At 69.3% G+C, this 24,500-nt stretch carries 23 protein-coding genes and 1 riboswitch; of the genes, 12 read left to right on the forward strand and 11 right to left on the reverse strand.

Annotated features, from left to right (window positions below):
• The first annotated feature begins 557 nt into the window (after positions 1 to 557).
• The 6 genes from CJ014_RS09495 to CJ014_RS09520 all read left to right on the forward strand — a co-directional run bounded on the left by CJ014_RS09495 (position 558) and on the right by CJ014_RS09520 (position 6,174).
• Positions 558 to 1,721, forward strand: a complete 1,164-nt coding sequence (locus CJ014_RS09495) for a benzoate/H(+) symporter BenE family transporter (protein ID WP_100080236.1) — start codon at positions 558 to 560, stop codon at positions 1,719 to 1,721.
• A gap of 22 nt (positions 1,722 to 1,743) precedes the next feature.
• Positions 1,744 to 2,316, forward strand: a complete 573-nt coding sequence (locus CJ014_RS09500; RefSeq protein WP_100080237.1) for a histidine phosphatase family protein — start codon at positions 1,744 to 1,746, stop codon at positions 2,314 to 2,316.
• A 121-nt stretch (positions 2,317 to 2,437) separates the two neighbouring features.
• Entirely contained in the window at positions 2,438 to 3,136 is a 699-nt protein-coding gene (locus CJ014_RS09505; protein WP_100080376.1) for a molecular chaperone DjiA, read from the forward strand.
• 55 nt (positions 3,137 to 3,191) lie between these two features.
• Entirely contained in the window at positions 3,192 to 3,827 is a 636-nt protein-coding gene (locus tag CJ014_RS09510) for a GNAT family N-acetyltransferase (RefSeq protein WP_100080238.1), read from the forward strand.
• 116 nt (positions 3,828 to 3,943) lie between these two features.
• Positions 3,944 to 5,443, forward strand: a complete 1,500-nt coding sequence (locus tag CJ014_RS09515) for an AMP nucleosidase (protein ID WP_207765712.1) — start codon at positions 3,944 to 3,946, stop codon at positions 5,441 to 5,443.
• A gap of 53 nt (positions 5,444 to 5,496) precedes the next feature.
• Positions 5,497 to 6,174, forward strand: coding sequence for an HAD family hydrolase (locus CJ014_RS09520; protein WP_100080240.1), 678 nt, complete (start codon positions 5,497 to 5,499; stop codon positions 6,172 to 6,174).
• 5 nt (positions 6,175 to 6,179) lie between these two features.
• Here the strand turns inward: CJ014_RS09520 and CJ014_RS09525 are convergent, their stop codons facing one another.
• The 8 genes from CJ014_RS09525 to CJ014_RS09555 all read right to left on the reverse strand — a co-directional run bounded on the left by CJ014_RS09525 (position 6,180) and on the right by CJ014_RS09555 (position 15,145).
• Positions 6,180 to 6,440, reverse strand: coding sequence for an EscU/YscU/HrcU family type III secretion system export apparatus switch protein (locus tag CJ014_RS09525; protein ID WP_100080241.1), 261 nt, complete (start codon positions 6,438 to 6,440; stop codon positions 6,180 to 6,182).
• Complete coding sequence (locus tag CJ014_RS09530) at positions 6,437 to 8,728, reverse strand: hypothetical protein (protein ID WP_100080242.1); 2,292 nt, start codon at positions 8,726 to 8,728, stop codon at positions 6,437 to 6,439. Before CJ014_RS09530 ends, CJ014_RS09525 begins: the two co-directional genes overlap by 4 nt.
• A gap of 238 nt (positions 8,729 to 8,966) precedes the next feature.
• Positions 8,967 to 10,514: an aminomethyl-transferring glycine dehydrogenase subunit GcvPB gene (gcvPB, locus tag CJ014_RS09535; RefSeq protein WP_100080243.1), complete on the reverse strand. Its 1,548-nt coding sequence runs from the start codon at positions 10,512 to 10,514 to the stop codon at positions 8,967 to 8,969.
• Positions 10,511 to 10,669: a hypothetical protein gene (locus tag CJ014_RS27825; protein ID WP_165790806.1), complete on the reverse strand. Its 159-nt coding sequence runs from the start codon at positions 10,667 to 10,669 to the stop codon at positions 10,511 to 10,513. Before CJ014_RS27825 ends, gcvPB begins: the two co-directional genes overlap by 4 nt.
• Complete coding sequence (gcvPA, locus tag CJ014_RS09540) at positions 10,666 to 12,012, reverse strand: aminomethyl-transferring glycine dehydrogenase subunit GcvPA (RefSeq protein ID WP_100080244.1); 1,347 nt, start codon at positions 12,010 to 12,012, stop codon at positions 10,666 to 10,668. Before gcvPA ends, CJ014_RS27825 begins: the two co-directional genes overlap by 4 nt.
• 227 nt (positions 12,013 to 12,239) lie before the next feature.
• The gene (gene gcvH / locus CJ014_RS09545) at positions 12,240 to 12,611 is read right to left on the reverse strand and encodes a glycine cleavage system protein GcvH (RefSeq protein ID WP_100080245.1); all 372 of its coding nucleotides are present in this window, start codon (positions 12,609 to 12,611) and stop codon (positions 12,240 to 12,242) included.
• Between the two features lie 27 nt (positions 12,612 to 12,638).
• Positions 12,639 to 13,799: a glycine cleavage system aminomethyltransferase GcvT gene (gene gcvT, locus CJ014_RS09550; RefSeq protein ID WP_100080246.1), complete on the reverse strand. Its 1,161-nt coding sequence runs from the start codon at positions 13,797 to 13,799 to the stop codon at positions 12,639 to 12,641.
• Positions 13,800 to 13,953: 154 nt separating this feature from the next.
• Positions 13,954 to 14,047, reverse strand: a riboswitch (glycine riboswitch).
• Positions 14,048 to 14,569: 522 nt separating this feature from the next.
• Positions 14,570 to 15,145, reverse strand: coding sequence for a hypothetical protein (locus tag CJ014_RS09555; protein ID WP_133121833.1), 576 nt, complete (start codon positions 15,143 to 15,145; stop codon positions 14,570 to 14,572).
• A gap of 270 nt (positions 15,146 to 15,415) precedes the next feature.
• Between CJ014_RS09555 and ispH the strand changes: the two genes are divergently transcribed.
• From ispH to CJ014_RS09575, 4 genes are read left to right on the forward strand one after another with little or no spacing between them, the layout of a single operon-like run.
• Positions 15,416 to 16,390 carry a 4-hydroxy-3-methylbut-2-enyl diphosphate reductase gene (gene ispH, locus CJ014_RS09560; protein ID WP_245427225.1) on the forward strand — a complete coding sequence of 325 codons (975 nt, stop codon included), beginning with the start codon at positions 15,416 to 15,418 and terminating at the stop codon, positions 16,388 to 16,390.
• A gap of 1 nt (position 16,391) precedes the next feature.
• Positions 16,392 to 17,372: a homoserine kinase gene (locus CJ014_RS09565; RefSeq protein WP_100080249.1), complete on the forward strand. Its 981-nt coding sequence runs from the start codon at positions 16,392 to 16,394 to the stop codon at positions 17,370 to 17,372.
• Positions 17,369 to 17,851, forward strand: a complete 483-nt coding sequence (gene rnhA / locus CJ014_RS09570) for a ribonuclease HI (RefSeq protein ID WP_100080250.1) — start codon at positions 17,369 to 17,371, stop codon at positions 17,849 to 17,851. The genes CJ014_RS09565 and rnhA overlap by 4 nt, the downstream gene beginning before the upstream one ends.
• Positions 17,841 to 18,716 carry a diacylglycerol/lipid kinase family protein gene (locus CJ014_RS09575; protein WP_100080251.1) on the forward strand — a complete coding sequence of 292 codons (876 nt, stop codon included), beginning with the start codon at positions 17,841 to 17,843 and terminating at the stop codon, positions 18,714 to 18,716. Before rnhA ends, CJ014_RS09575 begins: the two co-directional genes overlap by 11 nt.
• Before the next feature lie 6 nt (positions 18,717 to 18,722).
• Here CJ014_RS09575 and CJ014_RS09580 read toward each other — a convergent pair whose 3' ends face one another.
• Both CJ014_RS09580 and CJ014_RS09585 read right to left on the reverse strand, forming a co-directional pair.
• Complete coding sequence (locus tag CJ014_RS09580) at positions 18,723 to 19,205, reverse strand: peroxiredoxin (protein ID WP_100080252.1); 483 nt, start codon at positions 19,203 to 19,205, stop codon at positions 18,723 to 18,725.
• 41 nt (positions 19,206 to 19,246) lie between these two features.
• Positions 19,247 to 20,071, reverse strand: a complete 825-nt coding sequence (locus CJ014_RS09585) for a protein-disulfide reductase DsbD domain-containing protein (RefSeq protein WP_165790807.1) — start codon at positions 20,069 to 20,071, stop codon at positions 19,247 to 19,249.
• 223 nt (positions 20,072 to 20,294) lie between these two features.
• Here CJ014_RS09585 and CJ014_RS09590 point away from each other — a divergent pair, with 223 nt between their 5' ends.
• Both CJ014_RS09590 and CJ014_RS09595 read left to right on the forward strand, forming a co-directional pair.
• On the forward strand, positions 20,295 to 22,388 hold the full coding sequence (locus tag CJ014_RS09590) for a methyl-accepting chemotaxis protein (RefSeq protein ID WP_100080254.1): 2,094 nt from the start codon (positions 20,295 to 20,297) through the stop codon (positions 22,386 to 22,388).
• Positions 22,389 to 22,552: 164 nt separating this feature from the next.
• The gene (locus CJ014_RS09595) at positions 22,553 to 23,143 is read left to right on the forward strand and encodes a YqgE/AlgH family protein (RefSeq protein WP_100080255.1); all 591 of its coding nucleotides are present in this window, start codon (positions 22,553 to 22,555) and stop codon (positions 23,141 to 23,143) included.
• Here the strand turns inward: CJ014_RS09595 and purD are convergent, their stop codons facing one another.
• Positions 23,144 to 24,427 carry a phosphoribosylamine--glycine ligase gene (purD, locus tag CJ014_RS09600; protein ID WP_100080256.1) on the reverse strand — a complete coding sequence of 428 codons (1,284 nt, stop codon included), beginning with the start codon at positions 24,425 to 24,427 and terminating at the stop codon, positions 23,144 to 23,146.
• Positions 24,428 to 24,500 lie beyond the last annotated feature (73 nt).

The following is a 24,500-nucleotide window of genomic DNA, read 5'->3' on the forward strand; positions in this document are numbered from 1 at the left end:
GCTCCGCCGCCTAACCACCCCAGGCAGATCGACTTCACTTGGCGGTGAGTTCCGTCTCCCGAAATCTCACGACGCTAGTGATGGCCGATCCTGAGCCGGTCTTCAACGGGAAAGACGCCGGCAATCCGCCCGGAATGGCTAATCGAAAATCCATGTTGCAGTTTTGTCACTCACCTCCCTCCCCCCGGGAACACAAGGGTTAATAGAAGGTTAAAGCCCTGCTTCAAAAGGGAATTGTCGGTTTCCAACCCATTAGCATCCGTTCATTTTCCACAAGCCTCAGGGAACCTACTCATAACCAAACGGCTAGGAGGCTAAGAAGCTTTCCGCCGTCGCGGCGGCGAACAGACGGTCCGACGACGGCGAATCTCTCCGGGAGGAATCGGGGCGCAAAGGGCCGGAGGACGGGTCGGGAATCATCGGGCGCCCTCCGTCGATCATCCCGCCGCCCGCGTCACGGCCGGTGCGACACGCCGCCGGCACGCCGGGTCTTGAAGGCGGCGGGCCTTTCGGATTGGATAGCGTCGTCCCTCCCAATCCCTCTCCGGAATCGACAAATGCCCTCCCGTCCTTCGCCGCAGGCCGTCGCCGCCGGCCTCATCGCCGCCTTCGTCGGCTTCGGCGGCGCCTTCACGGTGGTGGTGCGCGGCCTTTCGGCGGCCGGCGCGTCACCGGCCGAGGTGGCCTCCGGACTGATGGCGGTCACCATCGCCATGGGTTTTTCCGGCATTCTTCTCAGCCTCAGGTTCCGCATGCCGATCTCGGTCGCCTGGTCGACACCCGGCGCGGCGCTGCTCGCCTCCTCGGGAGCGGTGGCCGGCGGCTATTCCTACGCGGTCGGCGCCTTCCTGATCACCGGCGCGCTGCTGATGCTGTCCGGCGTCGTCAAACCGCTCGGCCGGGCGGTCGCCGCCATTCCGACGCCGATCGCCTCGGCGATGCTGGCCGGCGTGCTGCTGACGCTCTGCCTCGCGCCGGTCAAGGCGGTGGCCGTCTCGCCGCTCGCCGGCCTCGCCGTGGTGCTGACCTGGCTTGTCGTCGGCCTCTGGCGCAAGGTGCTGGCCGTGCCGGCCGCCGTCATTGTTGCTGCCGTCATCATTGCCATAACGACGCCGATCCCGGAGGCGGTGACGGAAGGCCTGGTGCCGGCGCCCCTTTTGATCGTTCCTCACTTCAGCTTCGCGGCGCTGATCGGCACGGCGTTGCCGCTCTATGTCGTCACCATGGCGGCGCAGAACATCCCGGGCATGGCCGTGCTCAACGCCAACGACTACCGGCCGGCGTTCGGTCCCATCCTCAGCAACACCGGCGCCTTCACCCTTCTCGCGGCGCCGTTCGGCGGCCATGCCGTCAATCTCGCGGCCATCACCGCCGCCCTTTGCGCCGGCCCCGATGCCGACCCCGACAAGGACAATCGCTACTGGGCGGCCGTCGTCTGCGGCGTCGCCTATGTCATCGTCGGCCTGATCTCCGGCGCCGCCACCGCCTTCATCGCCGCCGCGCCGCCCGTGCTGATCGAGGCGGTGGCCGGCCTCGCGCTGCTCGGCGCCTTCGGCGCCTCCACGTCGACGGCGCTGTCGTCGCCGGAGACGCGCGAGGCGGCCGTCGTCACCTTCCTGGTCACCGCCTCCGGCGTCGGCTTCCTCGGCATCCCCGGCGCCTTCTGGGGACTGATCGCCGGCATCGCCGTCCATCTCATCAACCGCGTCAGGATCGCCTGAACGGACGCACAGGACCCGCCCCATGCTCTATCTCGTACGACACGGACAAACGCTCTGGAACACCGAGGCCCGTTTCCAGGGCCAGTTCGACTCGCCGCTCACCGACCTCGGCCGCGATCAGGCGACGCGCATCGGCCGGGCGCTGGCCGCCGAGATCGGCGCGCGCGTCGAGCCGATCCGCGCCTATGTCAGCCCGCTCGGCCGCACCCGCGCCACGGCGGAACTGATCGGCCGATCGCTGCCGATGAACGTCGTCGAGGTGCCGAGCCTGATGGAGGTGCATTTCGGCGACTGGGAGGGGCTGACGCGCGACGACATCCTCTCCCGCTTCGGCAGCGACCAGTCGATCCGGCCGATCGACTGGCAGTTCCAGGCACCGGGCGGCGAGACGCTCGACACCGTGCTCGCCCGCGTCGAAACCTGGTATGCGACGGCGGAAGCGCCGGCGGTGATCGTCACCCACGGCATCATCAGCCGCCTGGTGCGCGGCCTCCACGCCGGCCTCGGACACGAGGAGATGCTGACGCTGCCGGTGTCGCAGGACGGCTATTTCCGGCTCGACGGCGGGAACATCGAGTTCGTGCCGGCGCCCTGACCGGCCGCTGCGGTCCGCGAGAGGTTTCGTTGACCGAACCGGTCAAATCCTAGTGTGAAGGGCGTGATCGGCCGCCTCTGGGCTCGTCATGATAGCGGTTATGCCGTATGGTTTTCCCATCATGACCTTCTGGCAGCAATTCTCCGCCGTCATCGCCCGCATTCCCGATGCGGTCACCTGTGTCTTCCAGTGCGTGGTCGACGTGCTGCGCGAGACACTGTCGCCGGAGGCGCGGCGCGGGGTGGCGTTCACCTCCGCCATGATCGCGCTCTCCGCCAAGATGGCCAAGGCCGACGGCGTCGTCACCGCCGACGAGGTGGCCGTCGTCGAGCGGCTGTTCCAGGTGCCGCCGGAAGAAAAGCGCCACGTCGCCCGCCTCTTCAACCTCGCCAAGCAGGACACTGCCGGCTACGAGTATTATGCCGAGCGGATCCATGCGCTCTACGAGACCGACATGGAGACGCTCGAGGACATCCTCGACGGCCTGTTCGTGATCGCCACCGCCGACGGCAGCCTGCATGACGACGAACTCGCCTTCCTCGAGACGGTGGGCACCATCTTCCGCCTGCCGCAGGCGGCTTTCCATCGCGTCTTCGCCCGCCACGTCGGGGAAGACGCCCGCTGCCCCTATGCCGTTCTCGGTCTGCCGCCCGGCGCCGACGACGCGGCGGTGAAGAAGGCCTGGCGACGCCTCGTCGCCGAGCATCACCCCGACCGCCTGCAGGCGCGCGGCCTGCCGGCCGATTTCATCCGCGTCGCCACCGAGCGGATGGCCACCATCAACGCCGCCTACAGCGCCATCACCCGGCAGGCGGCGTAACACCCTTCGGAATATCCTTCCGGCAGGCGCCGGCATCCGCTAAATACGGCGGATCATGACTGACACGCCTTTCCTCCCCGACGGCTACCACGCCCTCGCCCCCGGCAAGCTCGCCAACCTCGTCACCTTCCTGGAGATGACGGAACGCCCGGAAAGACCGCGCCGGCCGGCACCGGCCGGCTATGCGATGGAGCCGGTCGACCGCTGGGACACCGAGGCCTTCCTCGACCTCTACCGGGAGATCGGCTGGGAATGGCTGTGGAGCTCGCGCCTGCTGATGCCGCGCGACAAGCTGGAGGCCAAGCTGGCCGCGCCCCACATGCGCTCCTGGTGCCCGGTGAAGGACGGACGGCGCATGGGCATCGTCGAGATGGACCTCTCCGGGCCGCATGAGACCGAGATCTCCTTTTTCGGCCTGGTGCCCGACGCGGTCGGCGGCGGCATCGGCGGCTGGATGATGCGCGAGGCGATCGACATTGCCTTTGCCCGGCCGGGCGTGAAACGCCTCTGGCTGCACACCTGCCATTTCGACAGCCCGCAGGCGCTGCCCTTCTACATGCACATGGGCTTTACGCCCTACGCCCGCGCCGTCGAGGTGCACGACGACGTCCGCCTCCTCGGCCGGCTCGACGAAAGCGCCGGTCCGCACGTTCCGATGATCCGGAACGGTCGCCGGCCGGATCTGGGCTGACGGTTGACCGGCGAAGCGCACAATCGGACTGGCTTCGCCGTCATCTTGTGGTATTGACCTTGCGGTACCAGCCCCAGGACCAATGGCCCCAGGGACACGTACCGCAAGAGACCGACATGATCGCATCCGAGCGCCCGGCTCCCGTTTTCATCGATAGTCCCCCCCGCCTTCCCATGACCAGCTTCCGCGACGCGGAGGCGGCCGTCGACCGTCTGATCGAGATCTACGCCCGCAACACCGCCTTCCTCCGCTCCTCCTTCGAGGCTGTGGTGCAGGGCGCCGTTCCGGAAGGGCGCATCCGCGCCTATTACCCGCTGATCCGGGTGTCCACCGACACGCATGGCCGCGCCGACTCGCGCCTGTCCTATGGCCAGTTCAGCGGTCCCGGCGTCTACGAGACCACCGTGTCGCGGCCCGAGCTGTTCCGCACCTATCTCGTCGACCAGTTGACGGTGATCATCCGCAACTACGACGCGCCGATCGAGATCGGCGAGAGCTCGCTGCCGATACCCTTGCATTTCGCCTTCTACGAGGGGGCCTATGTCGAGGGCGCGCTGATGGACACGCTGCCGCGGCCGCTGCGCGACATGTTCGACGTGCCCGACCTTGCTGTGACCGACGACGCCATCGTCAACGGCACGCTCGACCCCAAGATCGGCGATCCGCTGCCGCTCGCCCCGTTCACGGCGCCGCGCGTCGACTATTCGCTGCACCGCCTGCAGCACTACACAGCCACCTCGCCGCGCTTCTTCCAGAACTTCGTGCTGTTCACCAACTACCAGTTCTACGTCGACGAGTTCGCCGCCCGCGCCCGCGAGATGATGGCCTCCGGCCAGAGCGACTACGTCGCCTTCGTCGAGCCGGGCAACCAGGTGACGCCGCTCGGCGAGGCGGCGCCGACCGAGGGCGAGGAACTGCTGCGCCTGCCGCAGATGCCGGCCTACCACCTCGTCCGCGACGATCACTCCGGCATCACGCTGGTCAATATCGGCGTCGGCCCCTCCAACGCCAAGACGATCACCGACCATGTCGCCGTCCTCCGGCCGCACGCCTGGGTGATGCTCGGCCACTGCGCCGGCCTCAGGAGCAGCCAGGCCCTCGGCGACTACGTGCTGGCCCATGGCTACGTGCGCGACGATCACGTGCTCGACGCCGACCTGCCGCTGTGGATTCCCATTCCGCCGCTCGCCGAGATCCAGGTGGCGCTGGAAGGCTCGGTCGCCGAGGTCACCGGCCTCAAGGATCTCGAGCTCAAGCGCATCATGCGCACCGGCACCGTCGCCACCATCGACAACCGCAACTGGGAACTGCGCGACCAGCGCGAGCCCGTGCAGCGCTTCTCGCAATCGCGCGCCATCGGCCTCGACATGGAATCGGCGACCATCGCCGCCAACGGCTTCCGCTTCCGCGTGCCCTACGGCACGCTGCTCTGCGTCTCCGACAAGCCGCTGCATGGCGAGCTGAAGCTGCCGGGCATGGCGAGCGCCTTCTACCGGCGGCAGGTCAGCCAGCACCTGACCATCGGCATCCGCGCCATGGAGAAACTGCGCGACATGGCGCCGGAGCGGCTGCATTCGCGCAAGCTGCGCTCGTTCATGGAAACGGCCTTCCAGTAGGCGCGTCCTTCCCCGTCCAGGCCCGTCGGGCCGCCCCGAACCCGGATCATCCCATGCTCACCATTTTCGACTGCGACGGCGTGCTTATCGATTCCGAGATCATTTCCTCGGCGGTCACCGCGGAAGTGCTCAACGACGAAGGCTTCGCCATCACCGCCGATGAAGTGACGTCCCGCTTCGCGGGCCTCGCCAGTGGCGAGATGGAGGCAATTCTCTCCGAGGAAACCGGGCTGCCGGTCAGCGGCCGCATCAAGGAGCGCATCCAGGCGGAGTTCGACCGGCGCATCGTCCACGTCAAGGCGGTGCCGGGCATCTCCGACCTGCTCGATGCGCTCGACGGCCCGCGTTGCGTCGGCTCCAACGCCGATGCGGCCTATCTCAAGCGGGCCCTCACCAGCGCCGGCCTCTACGATCGCTTCAAGCCCTACGTGTTCTCGGCCGGCGAAGTGGGAACCCGCAAGGGCAAGCCAGATCCCAACGTGTTCCTTCATGCGGCCCGCGAACTCGGCGCCGATCCCGCCGAGACGATCGTCATCGAGGATTCGTTCGCCGGCGTTACCGCCGCCGTCCGGGCCGGCATGCGGGCGATCGGCTTCACCGGCGGGGCGCACTCCTGGCCGGGACACGCCGAGGCGCTGATGGAAGCCGGCGCCGAGACCGTGGTTCGCAAGCACTCCGATATTCTTGCAGTGATTGAGGCTTTCGGAAGCTGGGACGGCAGAGGCGTCTGACCGTCTCACGCCTTCTTCGCCGCCCTGAGCACGGCGGCGATCACCGCCGCCACGGCCTTGTAGAGGTCGACCGGGATCGTCTCGTCGAGCTTCAGCGTCGACAGCGCCTCGGCGAGCGCCGGATTTTCCTCCACCGGCACGCCCGCTTCCCGCGCCTTGTCGACGATCGCCTCGGCAACGGCGCCCTTGCCGGTGGCGACCACTTTCGGCGCTTCCGGCGCGGCGTATTGCAGGGCTACCGCCTTGCGGACGTCCTTGTCGCTCATAGCTGAAGATCCAGGCGATGGCTGGCCGCGGCCGCCGTTTCGTCGCGGCCCTCGGGCGGATGGCCGCGATGCAGGTCGACGCCGGCCACCACCATGCCCTCCTGCTCGAGGCCCAGTACGATATTCTCGCGCTCCGCCTCCATGCGGACCAGGCCGTCGTCGCTCTCGCACCAGACGCCGACGGCCACGCGCCGCCCGTCCATCAGGCCCACCCGCACGGCGACGGGCCCGAGGGGGGCGATGTCGAAGGCGATATCCACCTGGAACACCCGGCGCGGCGGCGCGCCGGGCTCGCTCGGTGCGTGGTCGTCGCGTTCGATGCGGAGCTGGGCGACCGACGTGCCGTTCGGCCCGGCGATGGGAATTTCGAGCATCAACGCCGGCGTCGGTTGCGCGGCTTTCGCGTCGCGGCCGTCGGCGGTGGCCGCCTGATGCAGGAAGACGCGCGACAGCGAGCGCTCCGCCTCGCCGAGCGCGCGACCGGCCAGCGTTTCGGTCGGGACCGCCTCGCTCGCGTCTTCCCCGACAAGCGGCACGGCCGGCTGGCCGCGCACGGGGCCGCCCTTGCGCGGCGGCGGCGGCCGGTCGATGCGCGGTGCCGCCGCGTCGTCGCCGGCACCGTCGAGACTGGCCATCACGTCGGCGTTGCGGCCGAGCCAGGCGACCAGCTCGCGGCGGAGCACCTCCAGCGCGCCCTTGAGGTCGACGCCAGCCGCCGGCGGCATCGCCGCCGTTGGCAGGGTGGGCTGCCGGACCGGCGGCGCGGCCACTTCGGCAACGGCCGGCGCGGCCGGACGGGCCTGGGGCGTAGCCGGTTGCCCAACCTGGGAGGACGCCTGCCCCGCCGCCTGCTGGGACGCGACAGGCTGCGGCGAAGCGGCAGACGGCGTGGCACCCGGCTGTGCCGGTGCGTCCGGCACGACGGACGACGCCACCGGAGCGGCCGCCGGTCGCGGCGCGGCCGGTCCCGGCACGACCCTCGGCAAGCTCTCCACATCGGAAGGAACGAAGGGAGCCCTCTCGCCGGCAGGACGAGAAACAGGCGTTTCGCCGCCCTCGGAAGCGATCACCGAAGGCGGCGACGCGGGACGCCCCACATCGGCGGACGATCCGGCGGGCGCCGGGGATGCAGCCATCGGCGCGGCGGGTGTCAGCGGCCGGCCCGGTGTCCAGGGTGCAAACGAGCGGGAAGACGCCGATGCATTGGCGGGCGATGCCGGCGAAGCCGCCGGTGACGGCTGAGTTGGTGCTTGAACTTCCGGCGGTTCGGACGCCGGCAGCGAGGAAGCCGTAGACGGCGGGACGCCGCCGGAAGCAGGGGGCGGCGGATTGGCAGGCTGGCCGGCAACCGCAGGCGTCGCCAGCACTGTTGGCGAGGAGGGCGCCGCTCCGGCCGTAGTCGTCGGCGCCGGTTGGGCTCCGGCGCCACCGGTCGAGGGGACCTGCGCCGATGTCGGCGCCGAAGCGTCGCGAGCGACCTGGACAGTTGGTAGCAGTGGGGACGGCGGGACGGTCGTTGCCGCGGCCACAACCGGTGACGTTCCTCCAGCCGCCGACGGTGCGGCGAGGCTGGCTGCCGGAGCGGCGGCAACCGTCGCGGCCGGAGCTCCGGGCATGGCGGATGGGCCGGCCGCATTGCCGGCACTTGAAACCTGTGGGGCAATCGGCGCGGCCGTCGATGCCGGCAGGCCGCCCTGCCGGCCATAGGCCTGGGCGGCCGCTGCCGGCGCACCGACGATCGGCGGCGCGGGCGCCGGGACGGCCGGGGCCTGTCTCGCGGCGGCCGGCGTCGTCGCCGGCGCGGCCGTGGTTGGCGTCGCGGGACGGGCCGTCGCCTGCCGCCGGTCCTCCGGTGCGCCGCCGAGCGCCTGCCGGACGGCGGGCGACAGGGCCGCCGCCATCCTGCCGGCCGCCACCGCCTCGTGGAATACGCCCGACGAGCGGATCGCCTCGGCGACCCGCTCGGGCGTCACGTCGCCATCGCCGAGGCGGAAGGCCAGGACGGCGTTGATCGCCGCCTTCACCGCGTCGGGCAGCTCCGGCGCGTCGGCGAGCCCGGCCAGCGTGGCGTAGAGCGGCGCCAGCCCGCCCTGGCGGCCCAGCGCCTCGGCCACCGCTCTTTCGATCAACGTGGTTTCGGGAAGGATGGCGGTGGCCGGCTCGGCCGTCGCCGCCGCCTGGAGGTCGACAAGCGAGCCGGCGGCCGTCTGTTGGGCGAGCGTCTTGCCCGGCTGACCGGAGTTCGCCTGGATTTCGCTGATCACCGGCGGCAGCGGGCCGATCGCCATGGGCGTGCTCCCGGGAAAGGGGGGTATCCGGGAGGGTGCGTCGAAACGGCCCGTCTGGCAAGCCGTCACATGAAATCGGTCGCGGTTTTCAGGCGGAAACGGCGGCCGAGGCCGCCGTTCCAATGTCGGTCAGCCCTAGATCGTCACCCTGCGTCCTGACGGACACACGGTGACGATCTAGTCTCTTGTTTTGCATCTGATTTTCCGAAAACCGGATTCCACTTTTCGGTCAGATGCTTTAGTAGACGAGCTTCGGCTGGCGGGCGGCCAAAGTCTCGTCGACGCGGCGGCGCGGCGCCAACCGCGGCGCGGCCTTGAAAGCGCCGGCCTCCCCCGCCCTCGCCTTCTCGGCCAGATGCCGCAGCATGCCGATGAACTGGTTGAGGCTCGCCTTCGATTCCGACTCGGTCGGCTCGATCAGCAGGGCGCCATGAACGACCAGCGGGAAATACATGGTCATCGGGTGGTAGCCCTCGTCGATCATCGCCTTGGCGAAATCGAGCGTCGTGACGCCGGTGCCCTCCAGGAAGCGATCGTCGAACAGCACCTCGTGCATGGCCGGCCGTTCCGGGAAAGCCACCGTCATCACGTCGGCAAGCCGCGCCTTGACGTAGTTGGCGGCGAGCACCGCATCCTCCGACGCCTGCCTGAGGCCGTCGGCGCCGTGGCTCAGCATATAGGCGAGCGCCCGCACGAACATGCCCATCTGACCATGGAAGGCGGTGATGCGGCCGAACGGCTTCAGCCCCCGATCGCCGGCGGCCTTGCGCGTCTCGACGAATTCGGCCGCGCCGTCCTCGCCGAAGCGCACGAAGGGCACCGGCGCATAGGGCGCGAGGCGGTCGGACAGCACCACCGGGCCGGCGCCGGGACCGCCGCCGCCGTGCGGCGTCGAGAAGGTCTTGTGCAGGTTGATGTGCATGGCGTCGACGCCGAGGTCGCCCGGCCGGACCTTGCCGACGATGGCGTTGAAGTTGGCGCCGTCGGCGTAGAAATAGGCGCCGGCGGCGTGCGCCGCCTCGGCGATCTCGACGATGTCGCGCTCGAACAGGCCGCAGGTGTTGGGATTGGTCAGCATGATGGCCGCCACCTCGGGGCCGAGGCGCTTCCTGACCTCCTCCGGATCGACGGTGCCGTCGGCGCGCGCCGGCACGCCGACGACGCGGAAACCGAGCTGGGCGGCCGTCGCCGGATTGGTGCCATGCGCCGATTCCGGCACCAGCACCACGTCGCGCGCCTCGCCACGATCGGCGATCGCCGCCTTGATCGCCGCCATGCCGCACATCTCGCCATGGGCGCCGGCCTTGGGGCTCATGGCGACCGAGGCCATGCCGGTGAGCTCCAACAGCCAGCGGCCGAGCTCGGCGATGAGTTCCACGGCGCCGGCCGCCGTCGACAGCGGCTGCAGCGGATGCACGTCGGCAAACCCAGGCAGGCGCGCCATCGCCTCGTTGAGGCGCGGGTTGTGCTTCATGGTGCAAGAGCCGAGCGGGTAGAGCCCGAGGTCGATGGCGTAGTTCTGGCGGGAGAGGCGCACGTAGTGGCGCATGGTCTCCGGCTCGCTGAGGCCGGGAAGATCGACGGGCGCCGTGCGGGCAAGCGTGCCGAGCCGCGGCTCGAACGCGCCGGCATCCTCGAAATCGACGCCGGTGGCATCCGGCCGGCCGGCCTCGAACAGCAGCGGCTCCTCGATGTCGAGACCCCGGTTGCCGGTGAAGGTGGATGCGGTGGCGGCAGTTTCGGCGGCAACGGGCGCCGTCGGGCGGCCCACGTTATTCATGGTCATCGGTCACCTCCGAAGGTGAACAGCGTCGAAAGCAGGAAGCTGCGGTAGCGGCTCGGCGTCTTCACCGGGCTGTCGCTGAAGAAGCGGTGCCGGGCGACGGGAGCATTCTCCTTGTCCCACGGCTCGCCGCTGTCGGTCGGGCGCCGGTCGGTCATGCCAGCGCCCCCTTGAGAGCGGCCGCCAGCGCTGCCCTGTCCTCGTCGGTGTTGACCTCGGTGGCGGCGACGACCAGCACGTTGTCGAGCTCCGGCCGGTTCGGCTCGAGCCGGCTTGCCGGCACGCCGGCGAGGATGCCCCGGGCGGCCAGCGCCTCGACGACGCCGCCGGCGCTTTTCGGCAAACGCAGGGCGAACTCGTTGAAGAAGGCGCTATTGAGCAATTCGACGCCGGGCAGCGCGGCCAGCATATCGGCGAGCCTCACGGCGTTGGCGTGGTTGAGGCGGGCGAGCTTCGTCAGCCCCGTGCCGCCCAACAGCGTCAGGTGGATCGAGAAGGCCAGCGCGCAGAGGCCGGCGTTGGTGCAGATGTTGGAGGTCGCCTTCTCGCGGCGGATATGCTGCTCGCGCGTCGACAGCGTCAGCACGAAGGCGCGCCGGCCGTCGGCGTCCACCGTCTCGCCGCAGAGGCGGCCGGGCATCTGGCGGACGTATTTCTGGCGCGTCGCGAACAGGCCGACATAGGGGCCGCCGAACGTGAGCGGATTGCCGAGCGATTGCCCCTCGCCGACCACGATGTCGGCGCCTTGCGCGCCCGGCGGCTCGATCAGGCCGAGCGACACCACCTCGGTGAACACGGCGATCAGCAGCGCGCCGACGGCGTGGGCCTTTTCGGCGATCGGCTTCAGGTCGTAGAGATGGCCGTAGAAGGACGGCGACTGCACGACGACGCAGGAGGTCGTCTCGTCGATGGCCGCGAGGATTTCCTCGGTGCCCGACAGGTCAGGCGGCAGGCTTTCCACCGTGTGGCCGGGGAACCGCGTCACCGTCTCGACCACGCCGCGATAATGCGGATGGACGCCGCCGGACAGCAGCGCCCGATCGCGCCGGGTGATGCGATGGGCCATCAGCACCGCCTCGGCCAGCGCCGTCGAGCCGTCGTACATCGAGGCGTTGGCGACCTCCATGCCGGTGAGGCGGGCGACCTGCGTCTGGAACTCGAACAGCACCTGCAGCGTCCCTTGCGCGATTTCCGGCTGGTAGGGCGTGTAGCTGGTCAGGAATTCCGAGCGCTGGATCAGGTGATCGACGGTAGCCGGAACGTGGTGCCGGTAGGCGCCGGCGCCGACGAAGAACGGCACCGCGCCGGCGGATGTGTTCTTCGCCGCCATGACGCCGAGGCGACGGGCGACCGCCTGCTCGCTGGCGTGCGGCGGCAGGCTCGGCAGCGCGGCGAGGCGTTTTTCGGCCGGCAGGTCGGCGAACAGATCGTCGATCGACGATACGCCGATGGCGGCCAGCATGTCGGCCCGGTCGACGTCGGAAAGGGGAAGATAGCGCATGGGATAGGCTCCAGGAGGCGTGGTCGGATGCTCTTCCTTGAGAGGTCGTGTTCACCCCTCTCTCCAACTCTCCCCCACAAGGGGGGAGAGGGCGCCGCTTGGTTCCGGCCAGAACTTCATGGTCGGGAAGTTCGAGCCATTCAGCTCAACGAGCCCTCTCCCCCCTTGTGGGGGAGAGCTGGAGAGAGGGGTGGGAAACACAACGCTTCGGAAAAGCTCTACCGGGCTCAGAGCCCCGCGACGAAGGCCTTGTAGGCGGCTTCGTCCATCAGGACCTCGAGCTCGGCGGCATCGGACATCTCGATCCGGCAGAACCAGCCGGCGCCCTCGGGATCCTCGTTGACGGTGATCGGGCTGTCGGCGAGCGGGTCGTTGGCCTCGACGACCGTGCCGGTGACCGGCGAATAGACCTCGCTCGCCGCCTTGACGCTCTCGACGACCGCCGTCTCCTCGCCCTTCTTCACCTTGCGGCCGACGGTCGGCACCTCGACGAACACCACGTCGCCGAGCTGGGCCTGCGCATAATCGGTGATGCCGAGGGTGGCGACATTGCCGGTCACGGAAATCCACTCGTGCTCTTCGGTGTAATACTTGGTCATGGCTTTGCCCTGCTGTCTCTGGAAGCTTTATTTGGGCGCGCGGTAAAAGCGCGCCGGAACGAAGGGAAGGGAAACGACCTCGGCCGGCAGCGCCTTGCCGCGCACCACCAGCCCGATCCGCGTGCCCGGCCGGGCATGGACGGCGGCGACGTAGCCCATGGCGATCGGGCCGCCGACCGTCGGGCCGAAGCCGCCGGAGGTGACGATGCCGATGGCGACGCCGTTTTCGTCGACGATCTCGGCGCCATCGCGGGCCGGCGCGCGGCCGTCCGGCCGGATGCCGACGCGCTTGCGGGCGACGCCCTCGGCGATCTGCGCGCGGACGATATCGGCGCCGGGAAAGCCGCCTTCCTCACGGCGGCGCTTCTGGATCGACCAGAGCAGGCCGGCCTCGACCGGCGTCGTCGTCTCGTCGATGTCATGGCCGTAGAGACAGAGCCCGCCCTCGAGACGCAGCGAATCGCGGGCGCCGAGACCGATCGGCCGGACGCGAGGATCGCGCAGCAGAATTTCCCACAGGCCGGCGACGGTGTCGGCATGGACCGAGATCTCGAAGCCGTCCTCGCCGGTATAGCCGGAGCGGGACAGGACGGCCGGAATGCCGGCGATGCTCGCCGGGCCGACGTCCATGAAGTCCCAGCCGGCGACGTCGGCGCCGAGCGACACCAGCACGTTCACCGCCTCGGGACCTTGCAGGGCAATGAGCGCCCGCTCTTCGTGAATCTCTAGCAGTATGCCGTCGGGCAGCCGGGCGGCGATATGGGCGTAGTCCGCGACCTTGCAGGCGGCATTGACCACCAGGCCGAGCGTACCGTCGGCGCCGGGAGCGCGATGCACCATCAGATCGTCGAGGATGCCGCCGCGCTCGTTGAGCAGTTGCGAATAGCGCTGCCGGCCCGGTTCGAGGCCAAGGATATCGGCCGGCACCAGCGCCTCGAGGGCGCGGGCGACCGTCGGGTGGTCGGGTCCGCGCAGCGTCGCCTGCCCCATGTGCGACACGTCGAACAGGCCGGCCGCCGCGCGGCAGTGGGCGTGTTCGGCGAGAATGCCTTCGTATTGCACCGGCATCAGGTAGCCGGCGAACGGCACCATGCGGGCACCGAGCGCCACGTGAGCGTCGTGGAGCGGCGTCTTGAGCGGCGCGGCGTTGGAATGCGGGTCGTGATCGGCATGGACGGGTGTCGTCATGCGGTCGGCTCCGGCTAGAGGTGGGCGGACGACGGGCTTCGTCATGTCCGCGCCCCCTCTGTCACGTAACCTGAGAGATTTCCCCGGACGCCCTGTCCGGGTTACTCCTTCGGTGAGTCGAGGCCTGGGCCTCGCCTGCTTTCCAGAGCGTCGCCCGCTGCGAGCGGTCCTTTTGCCTGAGAGTTTCCGGGGCGGTTGCTCCTTCGGCGCCGACGGTAACCACCGTCGGTCTCTCCCGCGCAGCGTCTCGGAACCTTGCGATTCCGCGTCCGGGCACGACTTTCCCGAACAGCCGCCAGCATGACCTGTCAGCGGCGGAATTTCAATCGAGTTCTTTTTTTCGTGCCTCAGGCGCCGGCGGGCGTCCCGCCCTTGGCTTCCGCTCCGCTTTGCGTCTTTCGGGGCTTCGCCACGAAAGACCCGCTGCGCGCGGCGCCACTTGGCGCCGGAAGCCGCAGGGGCGGCTTCGGGTATCCTTCACTCTGATGCTCGGCACGGCGATCTATATATGCCGCCCGTCCCATTCTGCCCGAGGTCCTACGCCTTCGCGTAGGATGACAGAATTATATATAGGAAACAGGTACATAACCTATTATAAATTGTCATCCTACGCGAAGGCGTAGGACCTCGGGCCGGAAAGGGCGAGAGGGGCATATAAGGCTCCGGCATGTACGCAGCCGTTCGTTACCGGCGTCGATGCCAGGGCAGGCAGCTTGGGTTTTCGCTCCCCGCGGGCGCCGGAAGCCGCCTGGGGCGGCTTCGGTCGATTCCTACTTCTTCTTGCTCTCGTCGAAGCCGACGTAGATGACGAAGTTGCCCTGGCTCTTGTCGCCGGCAACCACGACGTCGGGCGCCACCAGGTCCCAGTCGGCGGCGGCCGAGCCCGGCGCTATGGTGACGTCCAGCGGATAGAGCTTGGAGTAGAGCACCTCGTCGCCGTTGCGCACCAGCACGACGCGCACCGGCAGCGTCGCGGCGCCGGTCGCGCCGTTGGGACCGGCGAGCAGGCGGCCGGCCACGCCCACCTTGACGGTGGTGGTGCCGGAGACATCGGTACGGCATTCGCGGGCGAACTTGCGGATCGTGCCCTGGAAGCGGATGGCGCTGTAGTCGCCTTCCTTGCCCTTCTCGAACACCGCCATCATCTGCGTGCCGTCGCGCACCTGCACGTCGGGGCAGACGGCGACCGGCGCGAACTTCTCCAGCGTTTCCTGTTCCGCCTTGGCATCGGGACCACCCGAAATCCATGAGCGAGGAGAGAAGCCGCCACCCGACGAACAGGCCGAAAGCGCCGTGGCAAGCGCCAATGCTGTCAAAATCTTACCGCTGAAACCGACAGAAACCATGAGAGCGTTACCTCCGCTTCGCCGCTTCCATAGCATGCGGCCCCGGCCTTGGCGACTCGTTCCATGCCGGTCGTTCCTCGTCGGGCATCCGCCCCCCGCGCCTCGCGGCGCCGGACGCCCTTCGGGGCGATTCCCGTTCCGAAACGCCGCGTCGCGCGGCGTCGGCGGGCACCGGCAGCCGGCGATGCGGCTGCGGGCGATCGCCGCCTTTCCCTTGACAGTCCCCGGGCAAACACTTCTATTCCGCTTCTCCAGCAAGAGGGACCACGGTTGTCGCTGCCGAAGCTCAAGATCCTGCTTTGCGCGCCGCGCGGCTTCTGCGCCGGCGTCGACCGGGCGATCCAGATCGTCGACCTGGCGCTCGCCCGCTACGGCGCGCCGGTCTACGTGCGGCACGAAATCGTCCACAACAAATACGTGGTCGAAGAGCTGCGGGCCAAGGGCGCCGTGTTCGTCGAGGAGCTCGACGAGATCCCCGACACCGACCAGCCGGTGATCTTCTCGGCGCATGGCGTGCCGCGCTCGGTGCCGGCCGCCGCTCAGGCCCGCAATCTTTTCCAGCTCGACGCCACCTGCCCGCTGGTCACCAAGGTGCACCGCGAGGCCGAGATCCACCACAGGAAGGGCCGGCACGTCATCCTGATCGGCCACGCCGGACATCCCGAGGTGATCGGCACCATGGGGCAGTTGCCCGAGGGGGCGGTGACGCTGATCGAGACCGTCGACGACGTCGGCAGGTTGAGCTTTCCGGCCGGCACGGTGCTGTCCTACACGTCGCAGACCACGCTGTCGGTCGACGATACGCGGACGATCGTCGAGGCGCTGACCGTTCGCTTCCCGGACATCGTGCCGCCGCACAAGAGCGACATCTGCTACGCCACCACCAACCGGCAGGCGGCGGTGCGCGAGGTGGCGCCCAAGGTCGACGCCATGCTGGTGGTCGGCGCGCCCAACTCGTCCAACTCGCAGCGCCTGCGCGAAGTGGCCGCCCGCGAGGGCTGCGCGCGCGCCTTCCTGATCCAGCGGGCCTCCGATCTCGACTGGGCCGCGCTCGACGGCATCGCGACGCTGGGCATCACCGCCGGCGCCTCGGCGCCGGAAGTGCTGGTCGAGGAAATCATCGACGCCTTCGCCGCCCGTTACGACGTATCGGTCGAAACGGTACGGACGGCCGAGGAAACCATCGCCTTCACCCTTCCGCGTCCCTTGCGCGATATGGCCGACCAGGGCGGCCCGGAGCTCTAGAATGGCCGTCTACACGGATGTTTCCGACGAGGAACTTTCCGATTTCCTGACCCGCTACGACATCGGCGCGCTGGTCTCCTGCAAGGGGATCGCCGAGGGCGTCGAGAATTCCAACTTCCTGCTCGGCACCGAGGCGGGACGCTTCATTCTGACGCTCTACGAGAAGCGGGTGGACGAGGCCGACCTGCCGTTCTTCCTCGGCCTGATGGACCATCTGGCCGGCCGCGGCATCAACTGCCCCGAGCCGATCCGCGATCGCGACGGCCGGGCGCTCGGCCGCCTCGCCGGCCGGCCGGCCACCATCGTCAGCTTTCTCGACGGCATGTGGGTGAAGCGGCCCGAGGTGAGCCATTGCGGCCAGGTGGGCGAGGCGCTGGCCCGCCTGCACCAGGCCGGCGAGGGCTTCGCCATCCGCCGCCGCAACGGCCTCGGGCCGGACGGCTGGCCGCCGCTCTACGCCGGCAGCGCCGACCGCGCCGACGAGGTGCTCGCCGGGCTCGGCGGCGAGATCGAGACCGAGCTCGCCTTCGTCGCGGCGCACTGGCCGAAAGGATTGCCGGACGGCGTCATCCACGCCGACCTCTTTCCCGACAACGTGTTCTTCCTGAAAGGGCAGTTGTCCGGGCTGATCGACTTCTACTTCGCCTGCAACGACTTCCTGGCCTACGATCTCGCCATCTGCCTCAACGCCTGGTGCTTCGAGCCGGACGGCGCCTTCAACATCACCAAGGGGCGGGCGATGCTCACCGGCTACGCCGCCGGCCGGCCGCTCACCGACGCCGAGATCGAGGCGCTGCCGGTGCTCTGCCGCGGATCGGCGCTGCGTTTCCTGCTCACCCGTCTTTATGATTGGCTGATGACGCCGCCCGGCGCGCTGGTCCGCAAGAAAGATCCGCTCGAATATTACCGGAAGCTGCGCTTCCATCGGACGGCGGCGACGGCGACCGCCTACGGCCTCGAGCTTGCCGGAACCGGCGCATGAGCGAGACAAGGCGCGTCACCGTCTACACCGACGGCGCCTGCTCGGGAAACCCCGGGCCGGGCGGCTGGGGGGCCATCCTGGTCTATGGCGGCAAGCGCAAGGAACTTTATGGCGGCGAGCCGCTCACCACCAACAACCGCATGGAGCTGACCGCCGCCTGCGCGGCGCTCGAAGCCCTGACGCGGCCCTGCGCCGTCGATCTCTACACCGACAGCCAGTATGTGAAGGGCGGCATTACCGGCTGGATCTTCGGCTGGAAGCGGAACGGCTGGAAAACCGCCGACAAGAAGCCGGTGAAGAACGCCGACCTCTGGCAGCGGCTGGAAGCGGCCCGCCAGCGCCACACGGTCGACTGGCACTGGGTGAAGGGCCACGCCGGCCACGACATGAACGAGCGGGCCGACGAGCTGGCCCGCTTCGGCATGGCGCCGTTCAAGCCGGGCTACGTGCCGCCCGACGGAGGCGCGGATGCCGCATGAAGCCGCGCCGATCCTCGTCGTCGCCAACCCGGTGGCCGGCAATTTCAACTACCGCCACCTGATGCGGCTGGCCGAGCGGCTCGACCGGCTCGGTCTCAAGTCCGACATCTGGCTGACCCGTTACCCCGGCGAGCTCGCCGACATTGCCGCCGAGCTTTCGCCGTCGGTGCGCACCCTGGTGGTCGGCGGCGGCGACGGTTCGATCAACGAGGCGATCACCGGCATCATCCGGCGCGGCGGCGACGGCCCTGCCCTGTCCATCCTGCCGTTCGGCACCGCCAACGTGCTGGCGCACGAGCTCGGCCTGCCGTTCTCGCCGGAAAAGCTGGCCGAGCGTATCGCCGCCGGTCGCACGACGCCATTGTATCTCGGCACGGTGGGCGAGCGGCCGTTCTCGCTGATGGTGTCGGCCGGCTTCGACGCCGATATCGTCCACGCCGTCGACGCCCCCTTCAAGCGGCGCTGGGGCAAGATCGCCTATGGCTGGCGCGGCCTGACGCTGGCGCTCGCCGGGACCGGTCGCGACGTCACCGTCACCGCCGACGGCGAGACGATCCGCTGTCGGATCGCCGTGGTGACGACCGCACGCTTCTACGGCGGTCCGCTCGCCATCACCCGCCACACCCGCGCCACCAAGCCGGGACTGCGCCTGGTGACGCTCGCCGACGACCGGCCGGCAACGCTGCTACGCGCCGCCACCGCCCTGGCGCTCGGCCGCCTCGACAGGCTCGCCACGGTTCAGGATCGGGCGGTCACCGAGGTGCGCTTTTCCGGCGAGGGCATCCGCATGCAGATCGACGGCGACCGGCTGGAGACGACCGACGCGCCGGTGCGCGCCGGTCCGATCATCGAGGTGATCGCCTGAGGGCTCTCAGAGCTTTTCGAGAATGCTGGGCGCGGCCGAGCAGGTGGTCTCGCTGGACTTTTCCTCGACCTGCAAGTCCTTCACGACGCCGTCCTCGACGATCGCCGCGTAGCGCTTGGACCGCACGCCCATGCTGGGCGACGGATCGAGAGCTAGGCCGACCTCCTTGGCAAAGGCCGCCGCGGCGTCGGCGAGGAAGACGATCTTGTCGCCGGCGCCGAGCGCCTCGCGCCAGGCGCCCAGCACATAGGCGTCGTTGACCGCCGTCACCGCGATGGTGTCGACGCCCTTGGCCCTGATCTCGTCGAAGTTCTGGATGAAGCCGGGAACGTGGCTCTTCGAGCAGGTCGGCGTGAAGGCGCCCGGCACCGCCACCAGGATCACCTTCTTGCCGGCGAACACTTCGTCGGTGGTGATCTCCTTCCTGCCGCCATCGGCGGTGGGCGTCAGGAAGGTGAACGCGGGCAGCTTGTCTCCGACCTTGATCATGACCTTTTCCTTTCTCGATGGCTGTTGCCTCGTGAATATACCTATTCAGCCATAGCGTCGAGGCGACGGACGATCTCGTAGGCATGGTCCGTCTCGACCAGGACGAAACTCAGCTCGACGCCATCGGTCCCTGTCGCTCCCGACGGCCCCTCCAGCGCAACGGTGAAGCGGCGGCGGCCGCCGTCGTTGCCGACGAGCTCGGGGGGCGCGGCATACCATTTGGCCGGACCGGTGACGAACAGATCGACGAGGCGGCCGTCGTCGGCGACCGAGACATCGACGCTGCCTCTCGCCGTCCTGGCGTCGAAGCCGAGACGGTCGACGGTGAGACGGCCGTCGTCCACCCGCGCCGGCACACGCGCCTCGAAGGCGGCTATATCGTCGCTTGCCGCTTGATCAACGGCAGCGGCCGGATCGAGACGAGCCGCGACCTCGGCCTCGGCCGGCACGCAGACCTCGGCGCAGAGGCCGTAGAGCACGCGGACGATGAGCGTCACCGGCGCGCCGGGACGCGCCGGCACGGCCCGGATCGGCAGCAGAAGGCGCCCCTCGTAGATCATCGACGTGCCGGCGCCATCGCTGTGGCGAACCGGCACCGGATAGTCGACGGTGAAGTCCTTCAGGTTGTCGCTGCGGGCCACGTCGAAAATCGGCGGGATGCCGGCGTCGCCGGGGTTGCGCCAATAGGTATGCCAGCCGTCCGGCAGGTCGAGCTCCAGGGCCGCCCGGTAGGCGCCGCCTTCAAGGCCGCCGGCCACGACGAGGCGCGCCGCCGCCGCCGGCACGTCGAGGGTCGAGGCGTGGGCGGGAAGGCCGCCGAGCAGCGGCAGGAGGAAGACAAGTCTCAGCAGGGCCAATATCTTCAAGGCAGTCGTCTCGGCTCGAGGAAACATCTGCGACTAGATAGCATCGGGCGGGGCGGCCGCGCCCCACGAAAAAGCACGGACCAGTTGGCCGCGGATCACATTGTCGTGGTCGGAATCGCCGCCGCCGCGACCGACGTCCTTGTCATTATCGGCAATGTTTTCTGTTTCTTAAGGGCTGATGGGCTTGATGGATACACCTTTCGTATAAGTCGGCGAGGATAGTATGCGTCTGTCGATACAGAAGTCGATCATCTTGGTCATTGCGACGTTGAGCCTCGCCCTTCTGGCCCTGACCGGCAACGGCGTCTGGACCGCCTATCGGGCCTGGACGACGGCCGAAACGCTCCGCAAGCTGACCGGAATCGAGCGCAGCCTGTTCGAGGCGGTGTCGAACTTCCGGGTCGAGCGCGGCGATACGCCCTCGGTGCTGGGCCTGCCGCCCGAGCAGAGCGGCGACGCCGTCAAGACCATCACCGACCGGCGGGCCGCCACCTCGACCGGCCTCGAAGCGACGATTGCCGGCCTGGAGACGATCGACGACGCCACCCTCAAGCCGACGCTCGACGACCTCAAGGCGCGCCGGGACGCGCTCGACAAGCTGCGGGCGGCCGCCGACGCCGAGCTCGGCAAGCCGCTCGCCGAACGCGACAAGGCGCTCGGCAAGACCTATCTCGCCGAGGGCGGCGACATCCTCGCCGCGATGGACAATGCCACCGGCGCCATCGAGGGCAGCATCCAGGCCATGGCGCCGGAACTCGCCGCCCTGGCCAACGTCCGCGCGCTCGCCTGGAACGCCCGCAGCTATGCCGGCACCGCCGTGACCGGCATGCTGCCGGCCGTCACCGAGAAGCGCCCGTTCCGCGACGGCGAGGCGGCGCCGGTCACCGCCGCGCTGAAACAGGCGCAATCGCTGTGGGAACTGGTGCACGACATGGTCGCCTCGTCGACCATTCCCGAGGCCGTCAGGCAGAGCTTCGCGGCGGGCGACGCCGCCTTCTTTGCCGGCGACTTCCGCAAGCTGCAGGACGAGCAGATCAAGAAGATGACCTCCTGGCAGCCGCCGAGCGTCAAGTTCGACGACTGGCGCCAGGCGGGCGCCAAGGCGACCGCGGCGGTCGGAAACGTCGCGGGAGCGGCCATCGACTCCCTCCGCGAGCAGGCCGACCGCTATTCGGTCGCCGCGACGCGCCAGCTTGCCATCAACGCCGCCATGCTCGCCGTCACCCTCCTGCTGGCGATTGCCGCCGCCGTCATCACCCGCGTCCGCCTCGGCCGGCCGATGGCCCTGATGACCGACGCCATGGGGCGGCTCGCCGCCAACGACACCTCGGTGGCCATCCCCGGCCTCGGCCGCAGGGACGAGATCGGCGCCATGGCCGCCGCCGTCGAGGTGTTCAAGACCAATGCCATCCGCGTCGGCGAGCTGGCCCGCGAGGCCGCCGCGCGCGGCGCCGAGGAAGCCGCCGAGCGCCAGCGGCTGCGCGAGGAGACGGCCGTCGCCTTCGAGGCCACCGTCGGCGGCGTTCTCGAGCGGGTGGTCGCCGCCATCGACCTGTTGCACAGCTCGGCCGAAACGCTGACCGGCAACGCCGAGGAAACGGCGATGCAGGCCGCCTCGGCCGCCGCCGCCGCCAACCAGGCGACGGCCAACGTCCAGACGGTGGCCGGCGCCACCGAGGAACTCTCGTCGTCGATCACCGAGATCGGCACCCGCGTCGCCACCGCCGGTTCGGTGGCGACGGAAGCCCGGGAAACCGCCGCCGCCACGCGCGAGAACATCGGCAGCCTGCAGGCCGCCGCCGACCAGATCGGCACCATCGTCGAACTGATCGACAGCATCGCCGGCCAGACCAACCTCCTGGCGCTTAACGCCACCATCGAGGCGGCGCGGGCCGGCGAAGCGGGCAAGGGCTTCGCCGTCGTCGCCGCCGAAGTGAAGCAGCTCGCCGACCAGACATCGAAGGCCACCTCGCAGATCGGCCGGCAGATCGGCGGCATCCAGTCGTCGACCGGCACGTCGGCCGCCTCGATCGGCGCCATCGCCGAGATCATCTACCGCCTGACCGAGATCTCCGGCGCCATCGCCACCGCCGTCGAGCAGCAGGCCGGCGCGGCGAGCGAGATCGCCCACAACGTCAGCGAAGCGGCGCGCGGCACCGCCGCCGTCTCGGAAAACGTCGAGGGCATCCGGCAGGCCTCCGAGCACACCAGCACCGTGTCGGCCACCGTGCTGTCGGCCGCCGACGATCTCGCCGGGCAGGCCGGCGAACTCCGCCGGGCCATGGACGAATTTCTGGTGACGCTGCGGGCGGCCTGACGGCGCGGCGATCCGGCCCATCCGGCGCGGGGAACAAGCGGGAGATGGCGGGCGCCGTCTCCCTTCGCCGCTTTCATCCTTGAATAATCGCCATGGCGGTTCATATTGGTCAATCGGAGCCATACGAACCCTTGGCGAACCCTTGGCGAACCCCTGGATGCACCATGGCCGGAAAGGCAGCCTATCTCGACGGTAAGTTCCTGATCGCCATGCCGGCGCTCGACGACGGCGATTTCGGGCGCGCGGTGATCTACATGTGCGCCCATTCGGCCGAGGGGGCGATGGGGCTGGTGATCAACAAGCCGCTCGACCACCTGTCTTTTCCCGACCTCTTGGTCCAGCTCGAGATCATCCCCGACGAAAAGCGCATCCGCCTGCCTTCGGAGGCGCGGGCCATGCGCGTGCATCAGGGCGGCCCGGTCGATACCGGCCGCGGCTTCGTGCTGCACACCTCGGACTTCCATCTCGACGCGTCGACGCTGCCGATCTCCGAGGACCTGTCGCTGACCGCGACGGTGGAAATCCTGAAAGCGATCGCCGAGGGGCGCGGCCCCGAGCATTCGCTGCTGACGCTCGGCTACGCCGGCTGGGCGCCGGGCCAGCTCGAAAGCGAGATCCAGGCCAACGGCTGGCTCACCACCGATTCAGATCCCGAGATCATCTTCTCGGCCGCCGACGGCGACCGCTATCGCCGGGCACTGGCCACGCTGGGCGTCGACCTCGCCGCGCTGTCGCCGACCAGCGGCCGGGCGTAGTCAACCAGCGGATTTTTCCCGCGCCACCGCCCGCCAGCCGATGTCGCGGCGGCAGAAGCCGTCCGGCCAGCGAACGCGGTCGACCGCCGCGTAGGCCTTGGCCTGCGCCTCGGAAACGCTGTCGCCGAGCGCGGTGACGGCGAGCACGCGGCCGCCGTTCGCGACGATCGCGCCGTCATTTACGGCGGTGCCGGCATGGAAGACCGACACGTCCGGCAGGGCGGCGGCCTCGTCGAGGCCCTCGATGCGGCTGCCCTTCCGATAGCTGCCGGGATAGCCGTCCGCCGCCATCATCACCGTCAGGGCGGTGCGTTCGTCGAAATTGGCGATGTTGCCCGACAGGCGGCCTTCGACCGAGGCCAGCATCAGTTCGAGAAGATCGGATTTGAGGCGCGGCAGCAGCACCTCGGTCTCGGGATCGCCGAAGCGGACGTTGTATTCGATCAGCTTGGGGCCGTCCCGCTCGATCATCAGGCCGGCGAACAGCACGCCGACGAAGGGCGTGCCGCGCCTGGCGAGACAGCGCACCGTCGGCACGACGATCTCGTCCATGATGCGCATCTCCATCGCCTCGTCCACCACCGGCGTCGGCGAATAGGCGCCCATGCCGCCGGTGTTGGGGCCCTGGTCGCCGTCGCCCACCCGCTTGTGGTCCTGGGCGGCGGCGAGCGGCAGAACGTCGATGCCATCGGTGATGGCGAAGAAGCTCGCCTCCTCGCCGACGAGGCAGTCCTCGATCACCACCTCGGCGCCGGCCGCCCCGAAGGCCCCGGAGAAGCAGGCGTCGACGGCGGCGAGCGCCTCCCCGACGGACGACGCCACGACGACGCCCTTGCCGGCGGCGAGACCGTCGGCCTTGACGACGATCGGCGCGCCGCGCCCGAGCACATAGGCGCGAGCCGCCTCCGCATCGGAAAAGCGTCCGTAGGCGGCCGTCGGAATGCCGGCCTCGGTGCAGAGTTCCTTGGTGAAGGCCTTGGAGCCCTCGAGCCGGGCCGGTTCCCTCTTCGGCCCGAAGGCCTTGATGCCGGCGGTGGACAGGTCGTCGACGAGGCCGGCGACCAGCGGCGCCTCCGGCCCGATCACCACGAAGTCGACGCTTTCGGCCTTGCAGAAGGCGATCACCGCCGCATGGTCGGCCGGATCGACGGCGGCGAGGTCGGCGATGGCGGCGATGCCGGCGTTGCCGGGGGCGCAGGTGAGGCGCGTCAGCTTCGGCGAGCGGCGGAGAGCGGCGGCGATGGCGTGTTCGCGCCCGCCGGAACCGATGAGGAGCACGTGCATCTGAGGGCCTCCAACGTCGCCGAACCGATGCTGCGCGCCTTACCATGGCGGGTCATGGAACGAAAGGCCGGGG

The sequence above is a fragment of the Pleomorphomonas carboxyditropha genome (assembly GCF_002770725.1).
Taxonomy (GTDB): Bacteria; Pseudomonadota; Alphaproteobacteria; order Rhizobiales; family Pleomorphomonadaceae; genus Pleomorphomonas; species Pleomorphomonas carboxyditropha.

Excerpts from the sequence above, each read along its gene's own strand:
- CJ014_RS09495 (WP_100080236.1), top strand. The coding sequence starts at position 558 with ATGCCCTCCCGTCCTTCGCCGCAGGCCGTCGCCGCCGGCCTCATCGCC.
- CJ014_RS09500 (WP_100080237.1), top strand. The coding sequence starts at position 1,744 with ATGCTCTATCTCGTACGACACGGACAAACGCTCTGGAACACCGAGGCC.
- CJ014_RS09505 (WP_100080376.1), top strand. The coding sequence starts at position 2,438 with ATGACCTTCTGGCAGCAATTCTCCGCCGTCATCGCCCGCATTCCCGAT.
- CJ014_RS09510 (WP_100080238.1), top strand. The coding sequence starts at position 3,192 with ATGACTGACACGCCTTTCCTCCCCGACGGCTACCACGCCCTCGCCCCC.
- CJ014_RS09515 (WP_207765712.1), top strand. The coding sequence starts at position 3,944 with ATGATCGCATCCGAGCGCCCGGCTCCCGTTTTCATCGATAGTCCCCCC.
- CJ014_RS09520 (WP_100080240.1), top strand. The coding sequence starts at position 5,497 with ATGCTCACCATTTTCGACTGCGACGGCGTGCTTATCGATTCCGAGATC.
- CJ014_RS09525 (WP_100080241.1), bottom strand. The coding sequence starts at position 6,440 with ATGAGCGACAAGGACGTCCGCAAGGCGGTAGCCCTGCAATACGCCGCG.
- CJ014_RS09530 (WP_100080242.1), bottom strand. The coding sequence starts at position 8,728 with ATGGCGATCGGCCCGCTGCCGCCGGTGATCAGCGAAATCCAGGCGAAC.
- gcvPB (WP_100080243.1), bottom strand. The coding sequence starts at position 10,514 with ATGACCATGAATAACGTGGGCCGCCCGACGGCGCCCGTTGCCGCCGAA.
- CJ014_RS27825 (WP_165790806.1), bottom strand. The coding sequence starts at position 10,669 with ATGACCGACCGGCGCCCGACCGACAGCGGCGAGCCGTGGGACAAGGAG.
- gcvPA (WP_100080244.1), bottom strand. The coding sequence starts at position 12,012 with ATGCGCTATCTTCCCCTTTCCGACGTCGACCGGGCCGACATGCTGGCC.
- gcvH (WP_100080245.1), bottom strand. The coding sequence starts at position 12,611 with ATGACCAAGTATTACACCGAAGAGCACGAGTGGATTTCCGTGACCGGC.
- gcvT (WP_100080246.1), bottom strand. The coding sequence starts at position 13,799 with ATGACGACACCCGTCCATGCCGATCACGACCCGCATTCCAACGCCGCG.
- CJ014_RS09555 (WP_133121833.1), bottom strand. The coding sequence starts at position 15,145 with ATGGTTTCTGTCGGTTTCAGCGGTAAGATTTTGACAGCATTGGCGCTT.
- CJ014_RS09565 (WP_100080249.1), top strand. The coding sequence starts at position 16,392 with ATGGCCGTCTACACGGATGTTTCCGACGAGGAACTTTCCGATTTCCTG.
- rnhA (WP_100080250.1), top strand. The coding sequence starts at position 17,369 with ATGAGCGAGACAAGGCGCGTCACCGTCTACACCGACGGCGCCTGCTCG.
- CJ014_RS09575 (WP_100080251.1), top strand. The coding sequence starts at position 17,841 with ATGCCGCATGAAGCCGCGCCGATCCTCGTCGTCGCCAACCCGGTGGCC.
- CJ014_RS09580 (WP_100080252.1), bottom strand. The coding sequence starts at position 19,205 with ATGATCAAGGTCGGAGACAAGCTGCCCGCGTTCACCTTCCTGACGCCC.
- CJ014_RS09590 (WP_100080254.1), top strand. The coding sequence starts at position 20,295 with ATGCGTCTGTCGATACAGAAGTCGATCATCTTGGTCATTGCGACGTTG.
- CJ014_RS09595 (WP_100080255.1), top strand. The coding sequence starts at position 22,553 with ATGGCCGGAAAGGCAGCCTATCTCGACGGTAAGTTCCTGATCGCCATG.
- purD (WP_100080256.1), bottom strand. The coding sequence starts at position 24,427 with ATGCACGTGCTCCTCATCGGTTCCGGCGGGCGCGAACACGCCATCGCC.